Source organism: Pseudodesulfovibrio sp. 7M6, assembly GCF_050058625.1.
GTDB classification, from domain to species: Bacteria; Desulfobacterota; Desulfovibrionia; order Desulfovibrionales; family Desulfovibrionaceae; genus Pseudodesulfovibrio; species Pseudodesulfovibrio salinus.
This window is the reverse complement of record NZ_CP188816.1, coordinates 524644-539204: the sequence shown is the minus strand read 5'-3', so window position 1 is coordinate 539204 and position 14561 is coordinate 524644. Positions and strand designations below refer to the sequence as shown.

The following is a 14561-nucleotide window of genomic DNA, read 5'->3' as shown; positions in this document are numbered from 1 at the left end:
AAAGCACAATGGCTACGCATTTTCTCGAAGGTGAAATTCCCAACGCAAAACCGGAGGACGCGGCATTCCACATCATCCCGGTTCCTCTTGAATCCACGGTTTCCTACGGCGGCGGCACGGCCAACGGCCCGGCCGCGCTCATCGACGCCTCCACCCAGCTTGAACTGTGGGACGGCAAGGGCAAACCGGGGCTGCTCGGCGTACACACCGCCACTCCCGTCGACTGTTCCGGCACCATGACCAAGAGCCTGGACCGCATCGAGGACGCTGTTTCCTATGCGCTGGAGTGCGATGCCACGCCTATCGTCATCGGCGGCGAGCATACCGTCACCCTCGGCGCCCTGCGCGCCATCAAGCAGCGCTACCGGAAGGTCGGAGTGGTCCAGTTCGACGCCCATGCCGACCTGCGCAACACCTACGAGGGATCACCCTACAGCCATGCCTGCGTCATGCGCCGGGCCGTGGATGATCTCGGGCTGCCCCTGTTCCAGATCGGCGTGCGCGCCCTGTGCGAGGAAGAGGAAAACTTCCGCAAGGAAAACGAGATTCCCCACCTGGACGCGGAAACCCTGTTCCGCAAGGGCATTCCCGGCCACCTGCTGCCCGGCGACTTCCCGGACCGTATCTACATCACTTTTGACGTGGACGGACTCGACCCCTCGGTCATCCGGGCCACGGGCACCCCGGTTCCGGGCGGTATAGGCTGGCAGGAAGCCATGGCCCTGCTCACCGCCGCCACCCAGGGCCGCACCCTGGTCGGGGCCGACGTGGTGGAACTGGCTCCGGTGGAAGATGACCGTGCATCGGATTTCGCGGCCGCCCAGTTGGCCTACGCCCTCATGGGACTGTCCCAGGCCGAGTAGCCGCAGTTCGTCCTCGCCGTACATTGAAGAATTGTCCGGCCTGAGGTAAGAGTGAAAGCCGGGGCGACAAAAGCGCCCCGGCATCCGCGGATGCCCCGGTAACGCCATGTCCGCAAAAAAAATATACTACCATACCAGCAAGTACATCAGTCACCGCAATGCGGGAGAAGCGTACATCTCGGCCATGCGCAGCGCCGGGGTCACACTCGTTTCCGCGCCCGAAGACGCCGACGTCATCATTGTCCACGACGATCCGGTCTACTACCCGGACTGGGTGAAGAATCATTCAGACAAGCAGATCATCGCCTACTGCGTATGGGAGACGAAAAAGCTTCCTGTTCCCTTTGCGCGCTGGCTGGCCGATGTCGACCGCATCTGGACCTGCTCCCCCTTTACCCGCCAGGCCTTCATCGACGCCGGATTCCCGAATGTGGACATCGTGCCCCACATCGTCGATCTGCCAACGCCCACACAGGCCGAGACCGACCGGGTTCTGTCCCTGCTTGGCCCGGACCGGGGAGATTTTCTCTTCTACACCGTCTGCGACAGCGTCAACCCGCGCAAAAACCTCCAGGCCCTGCTGAACATCTTTATCGCCACCTTTCGGGACACCCCGAGCGTACGACTGGTGGTCAAGCAGTATCGGGCATTCTGGGACATCGAACATCTGCCCGGCGTCATCAGCATCCGCGAGGATCTTTCGCAAGGCGAAATGGCGGCCCTGCACCACGCCTGTGACGCCTATGTCAGCACCCATCACGCCGAGGCATGGGGCCTCTCCCTCTCGGACGCCATGAGTCTGGGCAAGCCGGTCATCGCCACAGGCTACTCGGGCAACATGTTTTACATGAACGAGCGCAACAGTTTTCCCTCCAGATACGATCTTGTCCCGATCTCCGATGAAATGTGCGGCCTTGTCCCGCTGTTTACCAAGGAGATGCAGTGGGCGAACGTGGACCAGGGACATTTCGCCTACCTGATGCGCAAGGTCTCCCGAAGGTCCTACGCCCCGGAGATCACGGCAAACGCGGCACGCGAGATGCTCCAATTCTCGCCCGACGCCGTGGGGCACCACATCGCGGAACTCATCAACGCGCTCTGATCCGCGAAAAAAAGGAGGCAGCCATGTGGCCGCCCCCCTGTTTTCCCTCTGGTGTTTCGTCTTAGAAACGCTCGAACTCTTCGCTTCCGTCATTCCCCATGTCCATGTCTATACCCACGGGGTCTGCTTTGACGGATGCGGAACTGCTCTTCTTGCTTGTCCCACCTGCCGGCAGAGCGGCCGCTGTCCTGCGTTTAACAGTGACCCGTCCCCTGGACGAGGAGCCTCCGTCAATGGCGTCCACTTTGAAGAAGCCCATGGTGGACTGCAACTGCTCGCCCTGGGAGGAGAGTTCCTCACTGGTGGAGGCCATCTCCTCGGACGCGGAAGCGTTCTGCTGAATCACGGTATCAAGCTGGCCGATGGCCGAGTTGATCTGGCTCGCGCCCGCATTTTGTTCGTTGCTGGCTGCCGTGATCTCCTGGACCAGGGCCGCTGTTTTCTCGATATCCGGGACCAGCTCGCCAAGCATGCTTCCGGCCTTTTCCGCCACGGCCACGCTGTTGCTGGAGAGTTCGCTGATCTCGCCCGCGGCCGTGCCGCTTCGCTCGGCCAGCTTACGCACCTCGGCGGCCACCACGGCAAAGCCCTTGCCGTGCTCACCCGCGCGGGCGGCCTCAATGGCCGCATTCAGGGCGAGCAGGTTGGTCTGCCGGGCTATTTCCTCGATGATGGATATCTTCTCGGCAATGCTGCGCATCGCCTCTACGGTCTGGTTCACCGCCTCGCCGCTTTCCTTGGCATCGGCAGAGGCCTTGTTGGCCAGATGCTCCGTCTGGCGTGCGTTTTCCGCATTTTGCGAGATGTTGGCTGCCATTTCTTCCATGGAGGAGGAGACCTCCTCAATGGCCGAGGCCTGCTCGGTCGCCCCCTGGGAAAGGCTCTGGGCGGAGGCGGAGAGTTCCTCGCTACCGGCCGCGATATTGTCCGTAGCCCCGCCAACCTCGGAAACCACTCCCCGCAGCCTGACGACCATATCGTTAAGCGCACCTGCCAAGACCCCGATCTCGTCCTTTTGGTCGATGTCGAGAGTCCGGGTAAAGTCACCCCCGGCCATGCGCTCTGCAAAACGAACGCCCATATTGACCGGGCCTGTTATAGCCTTGGTCAGGAAGTAGGCGGCCACTATACCGAGGAGCAAAGCAATACTGGTGGTGACAATACTCCACAGATTGGCGCTGGCCATCTGATCCAGCATCTTGCCTTTCTGGTTGGCCCGGGCGGCACGGCAAATTTCGTCCGCCTTGCGAGCGGAGGAGACCATGACCTCCTCGGCCTTGTACTGGTCCTCGACAAAACCAGCAAAATTGGAGAACTGATCAGCATAAAAGGCCAGCCCCTTTTCAACAGCCTCCAATTGCTTAATATTTTGAGGATTATTAAAGCGCCCCTTTATATTCACAACCGATTCCTGCAACTTCTTCATCGTGCTCTCAACCAATTGAAGCGACTCCGCATCATGGTCGAGAGCATAGTTCAACACATCCATTCGAATCTGTAAGAACAACTTTATCATCCGGTTGGCGTCGTCCGCCTTGCTGATCTTGTCCTCGATCTCCGCGTGGGCCGCCGTTCCAGAATCCAGCAACTCCTGGAGTTGCGCCTTTTGTCCTGACCGCAGTTCCTCGGTAACGGCCAGGGCCTTACGCGCGGCTTCACCCATGGCGTCCATGGCTTTTACCTTTCCGTTTTCCGAATTATAATAGGTTTTGAAAGCGTTCTGGTAATTCTTGGCGGCCGCGATGACGTTGGCCATCTGATCCTTGTTCATCTTGTCAGTGAACTTGTCGCTGGTCTTTTGAGCCTGTTCCAGGAGTTTACCCATGACCGCGGCGTGTGCCTCGGCGCTTTTCTCATTACTCTTGAGCATGAAATTCTTCTCGTTTACACGTCCTTCAAGAATAAATCTGACCAAACGATTGACATCGTCAGCCTTATCCACCCTGTCCTGCACCCCGGCCATACTGAAATATCCAATACCGGATACCAACATGGTCAGGAGAATCACCAAGGCGAACCCCAATCCCAACTTCAACCCCAAACGCAAATTCTTTAGCATAACCCCTCCAAAGTACAGTATAAACAGCGCGAATCCCCCTCAAAACCTGTATTCGAACGTAAGCATGGAGACATGCCTTTGATATTATAACTTCCAGGACATAATCACTTTTACATTATTTTATCCATGACACTACAGACGCATATAGTGTATCTAAGATTGCAAATCTTTTTGAAACATAGGTCAAGGACACATATGTTTCTTATCGTAATCGCATCCACACTTTTGCAGTTTGCCGCAGGATTTCTCGCTTTGCGTCTAATTGCCGATTCCGGCAGAAACCGAGCGTGGCTGCTCCTTGCAGCAGGCATTTTCGCCATGGCCTTCAGACGGTTGCATAGTCTGATAACCGTATATCGAAGCGGAGAAACACTTTCGCCGGCCTATGAGCTGCTGGGACTTGCCATCTCCATTCTGATTTTCGCAGGCATCTATCACATCGCCCCCCTGCTGCGGGAAATGAGGCAATCTACCCACAAGCTGAAGGAAAGCGAAAAGCGGTACCGGACCGTAGCGGAATTCACCCACGACTGGGAAAGCTGGCTGACGCCGGACGGCAAGTTCGCCTATGTCTCCCCCGCCTGTGAACGCATATCCGGCTACCCTCCGGAAGCCTTCAAGGCCGATGCCGACCTGTTCATCAACATTATTCACCCGGAGGACAGAAAATCCGTCATCAAGCGCTTCTCTTCCCTGGAGAGCATGAGGAAGCCCATGCAGTTCGACTACCGCCTGCTGGACGCTCACGGAAAGGTTCGCTGGATCGGCTACCACAGCGTACCCGTAAGCGGTGACAACGGCGTTCACCTTGGGGTCCGGGCTTCGATCCGGGACCTGGACCGAAGGAAAAAACTGGAAAACGAATTGAGGGAAAACCGTGCTTTGTACCGCAATCTGGTGGAGAACTCACGGACCATGGTGCTTCGATTCGATACACGCGGCATCGTCACCTTTGCCAACAGTTGCGCCATAAACCACATGAAGACGGATCGGGAGAGCATCGTTGGCCGAAAGCTGACAGAAGTTCTGCAACTGGCCGAAAAAGAAAACGCGGCGGAACGAGCCGCCATTGCCGACTGCCTAAAAACCGGCGGGCCGCTGGAGCTGGAATCATGCCTGGTAAACCCGGACGGATCGGAGACGTGGCTGGAGTGGTCCGGTTCCGCCATGGCTGACGAGAACGGCATCGTCTGGGAATTCGTCTGCGTGGGCATCGACGCCACCCGGCGCAAGCACCTGGACAAGCTCAAGGAGGACATGACCCGCATCGTCAATCATGACATGCGCTCTCCCCTGACAGGCATCATTGGCATTCCCCGGGTTCTGCGCGAAGCGGAAAACCTCACCCCGGCGCAAAAGGAGATGCTTGAAGCCGTGGAAGAAGCGGGCAGCATCATCCTCGAAATGATCAACCAGTCGCTGAACCTGTACAAGCTGGAGGCCGGGACCTACCAGTTCGACTTGCGGGATTTCGACCTGCCGAAACTGCTGGAAGACGTGGCACAACACCTCCAGCCCAAGGGACGGGACGAGAACGCACTTCGCATCACACTGTCAGGCGCACCCGTGTCGCCGGACGATCGTCTGGCGATTCGCGGGGACCGGACACTTCTCTACTCCATGTTCTGCAACCTGATACGCAACGCACTGGAAGCACGGGAAAGCCAGGCCGTGGCCGTGGATATCTCGGCCAAGGGGCTGCTGCAAATCCGCATCACCAATGCGGGAGTGGTTCACCCACAGATACGGGAAACATTTTTCGACAAGTACGTGACGATGGGCAAGTCCGGCGGTACGGGACTGGGCACCTACAGTGCCCGGCTCATAGCGCGACAGCAGGGCGGCGACGTGACCATGAACAGCAGCGAAAAGAGCGGAACCACCGTGACCGTTACGCTGCCGACAGACTCACGCCAGCACTGAGACAAGAAACAGGGATCAGGCCGGAATGGCCTTTTTCCCTTCCAGACGGCAGCAATCCTTCCGCAACATCTGCAGATCCACTTCCCGAAAGAAGCCCTCACTGCAATGCTCGCAATAGCAATGGCCCTCCAGGGAACGGCTGTACCGCGCACCTTCGGGAATGACGGCGAAACAGACGGCGCAATGGCGTACGCCTCCCGAATCCGCGCAATCATCGCTTGATAGTTTCATGCACACGTTCATCATATTGCCTCCTCAAGGTCGGCCCGGCCCATTCTCAGGACAGAGCAACCGAACCTTACTCCCCGGACAACATTACCGTGTGACAGCCAGGTGACAATTCAACCGGCCAACGCACATAAAAGAAGACGTGCTTCCCAGTCGGCCCCGAGAACGAAACCACCCGCATTGCCCGCGCCGGATACCTGCCTAAATTCCCTTCATTTGTTACCGGTGCCTTGACACTATTCGACCACCCATGCTAGCTGGAACTCTCAAAAAATGACCATAGGTCACTTTTTGACCATAGGTCACACGCAGTAGTACCGCCGCTCTGCAAAGGAGTGGGCATTCAGACAAAAAAAGAGTGTAACATGGCAAAGAAACAGCAGGAAAAGTCACAGCAGACCATGGATGAACTCATGACCTCCGCCGTGGAGCTTTTCGGGACCAACGGGTTCACCCACACCTCGGTGGCCGAAATAACGGACCACGCCGGGTATGCCAAGGGCAGTTTCTACCGCCACTGGGACAGCAAGGACGAGATGTTCCTCCAGATAGTGGAACGCAAGCTGAAGGAATACCGGGAAGAACGCGACCCCAAGGTCTCCGGCGCGCACGATCTGGAAGAGGCCATGAACATCATCTGGGATTTCCTGGAGACCTTCATCAACGACAGGAACTGGTCGTCCATCTTCCTGGAGTTCACCATCCACTCCGCGCACAGCAAGGTGCTCAAGCAGCTCATGAACCAGTCCATCTACCGATTGTCCAACCAGATCTTTGCCGATCTGGTGCGCGACCATGTGGAGACTGATTTTCCGCCTGAGAAGATCGGAGCGCTGAACACCGCCCTGTTCGAGGGATTCCTCATTCACCGCACCCTGGGAACGCAGGTCCTCTCCATTGCCGATGTGCGCAAGGCGGCCATTGCCCTGGCGCTGAAAAACGGAACGAAAAACGGCTGACGCCCGGCGGCCCGGCCGACCGACACAACCAACCCGCAACCAGCGAGGCAACCAATGAAAAAAACGATCCTCATCCTGGCCGCCTGTGCCTGCATTCTCGGCTTTGCCGCCACAGCCATGGCCGGTGGTCCCGTCCGGCTGACCTACTCCAACTTCTTCCCGCCCACCCACATCCAGTCCAAACTGGCCGAGCAGTGGTGCCGGGAAGTGGAGAAACGGACCAACGGCCAGGTGCAAATCGACTATTTCCCCGGCTGCACCCTCTCCAAGGCCCACCAGAACTACGACGGCGTGGTCGAAGGCATCTCCGACATCGGCATGTCCTGCCTCGCCTACTCGCGCGGCCGGTTCCCGGTCATGGCCGCCATCGACCTGCCCCTGGGATACCGCACCGGCACCCAGGCCTCCCGCGTGGCCAATGCGGTATATGAAAAATTCAAGCCCGCCGAGTTGAAGGATGTGCAGCCCATGTACTTCCACGCCCACGGTCCCGGCCTGCTCTTCACCACGGACAAGCCCGTCACCACCATGGCCGACCTCAAGGGCCTCAAAATCCGCTCCACCGGCAACTCCGCCCTGCTCATCGAGGCCCTCGGCGGCACTCCGGTGGCCAAGCCCATGTCCGAAACCTATCAGGCCCTGCAACGCGGCATCGTGGACGGCTCCATCCATCCCGTGGAATCCAACAAGGGGTGGAAGCTGGCCGAGGTGGTCAAGTACGGCACAGACTCCTTTTCCGTGGCATACACCACCACCATGTACGTGGTCATGAACAAGGACAAGTGGGAATCCCTGCCGCAGGACGTGCAGGCCACCATCATGGAGATCAACAAGGAGTGGGCACCCAAGCACGGCAAGGCCTGGGACGAGGCCGACGCACTGGGCCGCCAGTACCTGCTGGACCAGGGCGGCAAGTTCATCACCCTCTCCGACGCGGAGTCCGCAGCCTGGGCCAAGGCCGCCCAGCCGGTCATGGACCAATATGTAACGACCGTTGCCAAGAAAAAGATCGACGGCCACGCCGTGGTCGACTTCATCAAGGCCGAGATGGCGAAGCAATAGCCCCCGACACTGCGAACGAATAGCAGGCGCGGGGCAGGCCATGCCCGTCCCGCGCCTTTCAAGGAAAGACAATGCCTGAATCTCCCAAGGGCCTGCTCGACCGCGCCGAGCGGGTCATGCGCGCCATAGCCTCGGCCTGCCTCATGGGCATGGCGCTCCTCACGGGCGCGGACGTCTTCATGCGCGGGGTGTTCAACGCTCCCATATTCGGCAGCGAGGAGATCGTGACCATCCTCGGCATCGTGGTCATCGGCTTCGCCCTGCCCTATGCCCATTACCAAAAGAGCCACATCGGGGTGGAAATACTGGTCCGCCACCTCTCGCGCCGCACGCGCCGTGGCCTCAAGCTGCTTACCAACACAGCCACGCTGGCGCTCATCGGCATCATCACCTGGCGCATGTTCCTCTACGGGCAGGCGCTGGAGGAATCCGGCGAGGTCTCCATGAACCTGGAGCTGCCGGAATACATGGTCGTCTATCTGCTCGCCTTCGGTTTCCTGGCCTACACGGTCTGCCTACTGGCGGACATCGTCAAATTCTTCAAGGGAAGCGAGGCGTAGCATGGACCCGACAATGGCCGGCATGACCGGCATCCTCATTATGGTGGTCCTGTTCATGACCCGTATGCCCGTGGCCTACGTCATGATGCTCGTCGGATTCGTGGGTTTTTCGCTGCTCACCTCCTGGAACGGCGGCCTGAACCTCATGAGCCGCAACATATACGACGCCTTTGCCTCCTACGAATTGTCCACCATTCCCCTGTTCATCCTCATGGGGCAGATAGCCTTCAACTCCGGCATCTCCAAGCGGCTGTACAACACGGCCTATCACTTTCTGGGCGGCATTCCGGGCGGCCTTGCCATGGCCACGGTCTCGGCCTGCACCGCGTTCGGCGCGGTCTGCGGCTCCAGTCCGGCCACGGCAGCCACCATGTCCACCGTGGGCATTCCTGAGATGAAGCGATACGGCTACGCCAATTCCCTGGCCGCCGCCTCCGTGGCATCGGGCGGCGGGCTGGGCATGATCATGCCCCCCTCGGTGGTGCTCATCATCTACGGCGTGCTCACCGAGCAATCCATCGGCGCGCTCTTCGTCTCCGGCATCCTGCCTGCCATCCTGCTGACCGCGCTGTTCATCGGCAACATCCACATTCAGTGCCGGTTTAACCCGGCCCTCGGCCCCAAGGGCGAGGGATTCACCCGCGCGCAGAAGCTCCGCTCCCTGCTCAACCTGATGGACACGATCATCGTCTTCGTCCTGGTCATCGGCGGCATGTTCAAGGGATGGTTCACGCCCACCGAAGCCGCGTCCATCGGCGTGCTCGGCGTGCTCGCCCTGGCCATCATCAAACGCCAGATCACCTGGCAGGGATTCGTCAACTCGCTCCACGAAACCCTGCGCACCTCCTGCATGGTCCTGATGCTCATTGCGGGCGCGGTGGTCTTCGGCAAGTTCCTGGCCGTGACCCGCATCCCCTTCGACATCGCCAACTGGGTTTCCGGATTCGATCTGCCGCCATTCGCCATCATGGGGGCGATCATCCTCATCTACTTCATCGGCGGCTGTTTCATGGATTCCCTGGCCCTGATCATGCTGACCATCCCGGTCTTCTTTCCGGTGGTTACGGGCATGGGCTACGACCCCATCTGGTTCGGCGTCATCGTGGTCCTGATCACCGAGATGGGCGTCATCACCCCGCCGGTGGGCATCAACGTCTATGTGGTTTATGGCATGTGCCGCAAGATCGCGCCCGACGTTGAGCTTGAGGAAATATTCAAGGGCATCTTCCCGTTCATGCTCTCCATCGTGGTCGGCATCGCCCTGCTCTTCATCTTCCCGCAGATCATCCTGTTTTTGCCGGGGCTGATGTACTAGGAAAGGCAGGAGGGGAACCGCCTGCGGCGGGGAGTCGGATGATTTCGTCTCCGACGGCCAAAGGGCTGAGGCCCTTTGGGATCCCGTTCTCGCCTTCGGCGAAGGGAGGATGGACAGCCAAGAAAAAAACGCCCCGGGAGTTTGGACTTCCGGGGCGGTTGTTATTCGTCGCTGGCCAAAGCGGGGCTACAGGAACGTCTCCGGCTCCCGGCGCGCACTGCACTTGGTGTACAGGAAATCGTTAATATCGGCGATCTTCTGGGAATCCCAGACCCGCGCCTGGGTGGGACAGGCCCGGATACAGGCCGCGCAGCGGATACAGTTGTCGCCGTCGGTCTCCACAGCCTCGTCGGTGACGGTGATGACCTGTGAGGGACACATCTTGGCGCACTCACCGCACAGGGTGCACAAGTCGGGCAGCGTGACCGGTGCCAGCCCGTTCGGTTTGGTGCCGTCGCGGTAGGGGAAATTACCGGGCACCGTCAGTTCAGGCATGGCGTCCAGGGCTTCGATCCCGCCCAGCTTGGCAGCCACGGCCGCGCCGAAATCACTGGCCTTGGTCGCGTCCACGCCGTCCGGCCTGCCCGGAGCCACCGGTTTTTCATCCGATGAATAAGTGTGCTGCCCGATAAACGCCCCGGCGGCCACAGGCACAAACCCCAGCTCGACAGCCAGATCGCGCAGCTCGATCAACGCATCCTCGTAATCGCGGTTGCCATAGACAACCACCAGCACAGCCGGACGCCCGTCGCCCCGCACCCGTTCCTTGAGCCGCTCCACGGCCAGCCCGGCCGCGCGCCCCGCATACACAGGTACCCCGATGATCGCCAGGTCTCCGGCGGCTTCGGCCACGTCCTCGGCCGGGAAGGTCAGGTCCAGGCGGGATGTGCCGCATCCGAGCCCATCGGCCACGTAATCCACAATCTGCATGGTCGTCTTGGTGGGGGAAAAGAATATCAACTGCGCATCATTACACTGCATGTCGGCTCCTTGAAGTTTGCGTCCGCCAGCCCTTCCCATTTGGCCTGTTCGGCAAAGGTCAATCTATGCGCAGACCGAAACTAAGTCAAAACACACCGCCAGAATTCCGACTTGCAGCTTCCCCTGTCAAGACGCCATGTCATACCGATTTTACCCGTTCTCCCGCATATTTTTGCTTTTCTCCCCGTTGGTCCAAACCGGGGCTATGCTGCCTGAAATCTTTGGGCCCTGGCCCACAATCATCTGAGGAGGAAAGTATGACTGCATTCACCATGCAACTGAGGCGCGACCCGAACGGGCGCATCGTTGAAAAATACGAAACCGTAGCGGGGAGTCCTACCACCTGGACCTACATCTACGACAAGACCGGACGGCTGGCGGAAGCGAAACGGGACGGCCGCACGGTCTGTAACATGGGCTACGACCGGGACGGCCGTCGATCGAACGACTACTTCCCACACCTGGGCGAGGGATACCGCAACTACCGGTATGCCATGGATGACAGGCTCCTGCTGGCCGGGAACAACCAGTACACCCATGACAAGAACGGATTCCGCGCAACCTGGAACCACGGTGGCAAACGAACCTGCTACCAGTACGCGCCGGACTGCCGTCTGCTTGAGGCCGCCGGGCCTGACGGATCGGAGTTGACCTTTGATCACGATGAACACGGTCGCCGATCAGCCAAACACAGAAATGGCCGCCCGGTGGAATCATACGCATGGCGCGATCTGGTCAGCCTGAGCGGTTTCCATGACGGCCGAAACGGATTTGAATTTGCCTATTCGCAAGGAGAACGCACGCCCTACGCCATGCGCCGGGACGATGGGGCGGCCTTCAGCCTGCACTACGATCAGGTCGGCTCCCTGCGGGTTGTTGCAGACCACGTTGGCAACGTGATAAAGGAAATCATGTACGATCCTTTCGGGAACATCTTGAAGGATTCCGATCCGGCTCTGCGCATTCCCATCGGCTTTGCAGGCGGCCTGTACGACCCCGACCTCGGCTTTGTCCGATTCGGTTGGAGGGATTACGATCCGTTCACCAGCCGGTGGACCGCACCCGACCCCATGGGCGATGCGGGAGGCGACCCGGATTGGTACGGATACTGTCTTGATGATCCGGTCAACGGTACGGACCCGCTAGGGCTGAAGGGAAAAAAAGAAGCCTTGGCACGAATTGCTAAAGATACTGCCATTGGAGCAGGTCTTGGGGCATGGAAAGGTTCTAACGCTGGCTGGCCCGGGGCTGCTGCGGGAGGAATCATTGGAGGAAGTGTAGGAGCCCTCCGTGGAACTATAAAAGAATACCCACCACTACGATCATGGCTAGATGTAACAAAGAAGAAAACTATTTTTGAACTGACAGATGGGAAAGCGAACCGAATGAAAAAAACTCGTTTGGAAGACTATGACCCTGAGTATTATCTGCAAACCCAATAAACAAAAATATAGAGTGGCGAGCCATTCTCGCCACTCAACCTATTGGAGACTTCCATGCACTATTGCCCCAATTGTGGTTCAATAATGGAGAAAAGATATAAAAAGAAAATCGGACTCTCCTTATTGGGAGCGGCACTCATAATATTCTTGATTGACTTGGCTACGAATTCACTCTCAATATTCCTATACGCAATCATAGCCGTTCTCTGTTGCTATTATTTTTTTAGCAAAGGTTGTTGTGTTTATATTTGCAAAAAGTGCATGTCAGAATTTCACGATTAACTTCCTGCTATATCACGAATAAAAATATTTCAAAAATGAAAAAAACTTTTGTCAGACAGGATAGAGAGATGTGAGGATGGGGAAAAAATCGGCTATCGCAATCCTTATAGCACTCATATTTTTTTACGCCGGGTATCGTATCTACAACAATATACAATTCCAGGCAGCTTTTTTCTCAGACTTTTATGATGCTATAGCTGATGTTCCTTTCGACGTGACAGAGAAAGGGGCATCGGTGACCATCCCGCTTGATAAGTACAAATATAAAACGTGTTATGATGTAGCTATTGCCATTCCAGATTGGTACCTGTTCGCAAACATGAAACCAAATGAAAAGGGACAGGTAAGATATGCATTCAAATCCAACGGACGAGTATTGAAAGAGGGAGTATCTCTGCCATTAAGCCGCAAGCACACTGGGGGAAGGAAAGGCCATGATTTGATTTCACTGTTTGTTTTCGATCTTCCTTTTCCTGAGGCAAAAGGGAACCTGACGCTGACAATGGAAGTCACTACCCCTTTTGCATTCCTGAAAGCGTATAGCAAAGAGATCAGATGCTGGATAAGCCCTGACTATAGCGCCAAGTTCAACAAATGCTACAATGAAGACTTGCACATATAAAATAATAGCTGCATTTATGGCACTCTTTGTTCTTTACGTCGCATATCGAGTCTACAACAATATACAGTTCCAGGCAGCTTTTTTCTCAGACTTTTATGATACTATAGCTGATGTTCCTTTCGAAGTGACAGAGAAAGGGGCATCGGTGACCATCCCGCTTGATAAGTACAAATATAAAACGTGTTATGATGTAGCTATTGCCATTCCCGATTGGTACCTGTTCGCAAACATGAAACCAAATGAAAAGGGACAGGTAAAATATGCATTCAAATCCAACGGGCGAGTGCTGAAAGAGGGATTATCTCTGCCACTAAGCCGCAAAAACTTTGGAGGAAGGGAAGGCCACGACTTAGTCGAGTTGCTTGTCTTCGATCTACCCTTTCCTGATGCAAAAGAGGACCTGACGCTAACGCTGGAGGTAACTACCCCCTTTGAGTTTCTGAAAGCGTATAGCAAACAGATCAGATGCTGGATAAACCCTGACTATAGTGCCAAATTCAACAAATGCTACAATGAAGACTTACACATATAAAATAATAGCTGTACTTATAGCACTCGTTGTTCTTTACGTCGCATATCGAGTCTACAACAATATACAGTTCCAGACAGCTTTTTTCTCAGACTTTTATGATACTATATTTTTATGCGCCACCATTGCCATTTGTTGCTGCTACTATTTTCTGAGCGACGGCTGTTGCGTCCACACATGCAAAAACTGCATGTCGGCTCCTTGAGGTTTGCATCCGCCAGCCCTTCCCATTCAGCCTGTTTGGCAGAAGCCAATCTATGCGCAGACAAGAATGTAGTTAAAATGGCCGCGCCCGGATCGTCCGAAATAAAAATCCAACATTTCTGCCCGATAGGTGATAATCGCATAAAAAAAGGAAGTGAAAAATGAAATCTGGAGACAAGCAAACAAACACCCGGCTACACTGCCCCGCTTGCGGAGGTGCGGAATTCTTCCTTGATCGGGAAATGGCCGGACGAGCGGCAACCGCGACGTGTGCTTCCTGCGGTCGCATTCTCGACCGCGACGAACGGAGCGGATCAAATGCCAAGTCCTCGACATCCAGACTGGACGCCCTGACCGAAGCCTTGGCCACGGAATACAAAATCGTATTCGATGACGGAGTGAAAAAAATAAAAGGAGATTGACGCCGGTA

The 14561-nt window shown here is 56.7% G+C and carries 14 protein-coding genes; 11 read left to right on the top strand and 3 right to left on the bottom strand.

Annotated elements, in window-relative coordinates:
- Window positions 1–8 precede the first annotated feature (8 nt).
- Together speB and ACI0FG_RS02440 are read left to right on the top strand one after the other, a co-directional pair.
- Entirely contained in the window at window positions 9–863 is an 855-nt protein-coding gene (speB, locus tag ACI0FG_RS02445; RefSeq protein ID WP_419786970.1) for an agmatinase, read from the top strand.
- A 106-nt stretch (window positions 864–969) separates the two neighbouring features.
- Entirely contained in the window at window positions 970–1965 is a 996-nt protein-coding gene (locus ACI0FG_RS02440; protein ID WP_419786969.1) for a glycosyltransferase, read from the top strand.
- Window positions 1966–2026: 61 nt separating this feature from the next.
- Here the strand turns inward: ACI0FG_RS02440 and ACI0FG_RS02435 are convergent, their stop codons facing one another.
- Window positions 2027–4024 (bottom strand): methyl-accepting chemotaxis protein, encoded by a 1998-nt coding sequence (locus ACI0FG_RS02435; RefSeq protein WP_419786968.1) that lies wholly within the window; start codon window positions 4022–4024, stop codon window positions 2027–2029.
- Window positions 4025–4219: 195 nt separating this feature from the next.
- Here ACI0FG_RS02435 and ACI0FG_RS02430 point away from each other — a divergent pair, with 195 nt between their 5' ends.
- A complete protein-coding gene (locus tag ACI0FG_RS02430) occupies window positions 4220–5947 on the top strand; it encodes a PAS domain S-box protein (protein ID WP_419786967.1) in 1728 nt (575 codons plus the stop codon).
- A 15-nt stretch (window positions 5948–5962) separates the two neighbouring features.
- Here the strand turns inward: ACI0FG_RS02430 and ACI0FG_RS02425 are convergent, their stop codons facing one another.
- Window positions 5963–6193, bottom strand: coding sequence for a hypothetical protein (locus ACI0FG_RS02425; protein WP_419786966.1), 231 nt, complete (start codon window positions 6191–6193; stop codon window positions 5963–5965).
- 347 nt (window positions 6194–6540) lie between these two features.
- Here ACI0FG_RS02425 and ACI0FG_RS02420 point away from each other — a divergent pair, with 347 nt between their 5' ends.
- The 4 genes from ACI0FG_RS02420 to ACI0FG_RS02405 all read left to right on the top strand — a co-directional run bounded on the left by ACI0FG_RS02420 (window position 6541) and on the right by ACI0FG_RS02405 (window position 10071).
- Window positions 6541–7134: a TetR/AcrR family transcriptional regulator gene (locus tag ACI0FG_RS02420; protein WP_419786965.1), complete on the top strand. Its 594-nt coding sequence runs from the start codon at window positions 6541–6543 to the stop codon at window positions 7132–7134.
- Window positions 7135–7188: 54 nt separating this feature from the next.
- Window positions 7189–8196 carry a TRAP transporter substrate-binding protein gene (locus ACI0FG_RS02415; protein WP_419786964.1) on the top strand — a complete coding sequence of 336 codons (1008 nt, stop codon included), beginning with the start codon at window positions 7189–7191 and terminating at the stop codon, window positions 8194–8196.
- Between the two features lie 71 nt (window positions 8197–8267).
- Complete coding sequence (locus ACI0FG_RS02410; RefSeq protein ID WP_419786963.1) at window positions 8268–8756, top strand: TRAP transporter small permease; 489 nt, start codon at window positions 8268–8270, stop codon at window positions 8754–8756.
- Window position 8757: 1 nt separating this feature from the next.
- On the top strand, window positions 8758–10071 hold the full coding sequence (locus ACI0FG_RS02405) for a TRAP transporter large permease (protein ID WP_419786962.1): 1314 nt from the start codon (window positions 8758–8760) through the stop codon (window positions 10069–10071).
- Window positions 10072–10257: 186 nt separating this feature from the next.
- Here the strand turns inward: ACI0FG_RS02405 and ACI0FG_RS02400 are convergent, their stop codons facing one another.
- A complete protein-coding gene (locus ACI0FG_RS02400) occupies window positions 10258–11052 on the bottom strand; it encodes a 4Fe-4S binding protein (protein ID WP_419786961.1) in 795 nt (264 codons plus the stop codon).
- A 257-nt stretch (window positions 11053–11309) separates the two neighbouring features.
- Here ACI0FG_RS02400 and ACI0FG_RS02395 point away from each other — a divergent pair, with 257 nt between their 5' ends.
- From ACI0FG_RS02395 to ACI0FG_RS02380, 4 genes are all read left to right on the top strand, one after another.
- Window positions 11310–12494, top strand: a complete 1185-nt coding sequence (locus tag ACI0FG_RS02395) for an RHS repeat domain-containing protein (protein WP_419786960.1) — start codon at window positions 11310–11312, stop codon at window positions 12492–12494.
- 358 nt (window positions 12495–12852) lie between these two features.
- Complete coding sequence (locus tag ACI0FG_RS02390; protein WP_419786959.1) at window positions 12853–13398, top strand: hypothetical protein; 546 nt, start codon at window positions 12853–12855, stop codon at window positions 13396–13398.
- Window positions 13379–13930 (top strand): hypothetical protein, encoded by a 552-nt coding sequence (locus ACI0FG_RS02385; protein ID WP_419786958.1) that lies wholly within the window; start codon window positions 13379–13381, stop codon window positions 13928–13930. Before ACI0FG_RS02390 ends, ACI0FG_RS02385 begins: the two co-directional genes overlap by 20 nt.
- Before the next feature lie 362 nt (window positions 13931–14292).
- A complete protein-coding gene (locus ACI0FG_RS02380; protein WP_419786957.1) occupies window positions 14293–14553 on the top strand; it encodes a hypothetical protein in 261 nt (86 codons plus the stop codon).
- Window positions 14554–14561 lie beyond the last annotated feature (8 nt).

Coding starts and splice junctions, on each gene's coding strand:
- ACI0FG_RS02410 (WP_419786963.1), top strand. CDS start 8,268: ATGCCTGAATCTCCCAAGGGCCTGCTCGACCGCGCCGAGCGGGTCATG.
- ACI0FG_RS02440 (WP_419786969.1), top strand. CDS start 970: ATGTCCGCAAAAAAAATATACTACCATACCAGCAAGTACATCAGTCAC.
- ACI0FG_RS02420 (WP_419786965.1), top strand. CDS start 6,541: ATGGCAAAGAAACAGCAGGAAAAGTCACAGCAGACCATGGATGAACTC.
- ACI0FG_RS02425 (WP_419786966.1), bottom strand. CDS start 6,193: ATGATGAACGTGTGCATGAAACTATCAAGCGATGATTGCGCGGATTCG.
- speB (WP_419786970.1), top strand. CDS start 9: ATGGCTACGCATTTTCTCGAAGGTGAAATTCCCAACGCAAAACCGGAG.
- ACI0FG_RS02400 (WP_419786961.1), bottom strand. CDS start 11,052: ATGCAGTGTAATGATGCGCAGTTGATATTCTTTTCCCCCACCAAGACG.
- ACI0FG_RS02390 (WP_419786959.1), top strand. CDS start 12,853: ATGGGGAAAAAATCGGCTATCGCAATCCTTATAGCACTCATATTTTTT.
- ACI0FG_RS02415 (WP_419786964.1), top strand. CDS start 7,189: ATGAAAAAAACGATCCTCATCCTGGCCGCCTGTGCCTGCATTCTCGGC.
- ACI0FG_RS02385 (WP_419786958.1), top strand. CDS start 13,379: ATGAAGACTTGCACATATAAAATAATAGCTGCATTTATGGCACTCTTT.
- ACI0FG_RS02405 (WP_419786962.1), top strand. CDS start 8,758: ATGGACCCGACAATGGCCGGCATGACCGGCATCCTCATTATGGTGGTC.
- ACI0FG_RS02435 (WP_419786968.1), bottom strand. CDS start 4,024: ATGCTAAAGAATTTGCGTTTGGGGTTGAAGTTGGGATTGGGGTTCGCC.
- ACI0FG_RS02380 (WP_419786957.1), top strand. CDS start 14,293: ATGAAATCTGGAGACAAGCAAACAAACACCCGGCTACACTGCCCCGCT.
- ACI0FG_RS02430 (WP_419786967.1), top strand. CDS start 4,220: ATGTTTCTTATCGTAATCGCATCCACACTTTTGCAGTTTGCCGCAGGA.
- ACI0FG_RS02395 (WP_419786960.1), top strand. CDS start 11,310: ATGACTGCATTCACCATGCAACTGAGGCGCGACCCGAACGGGCGCATC.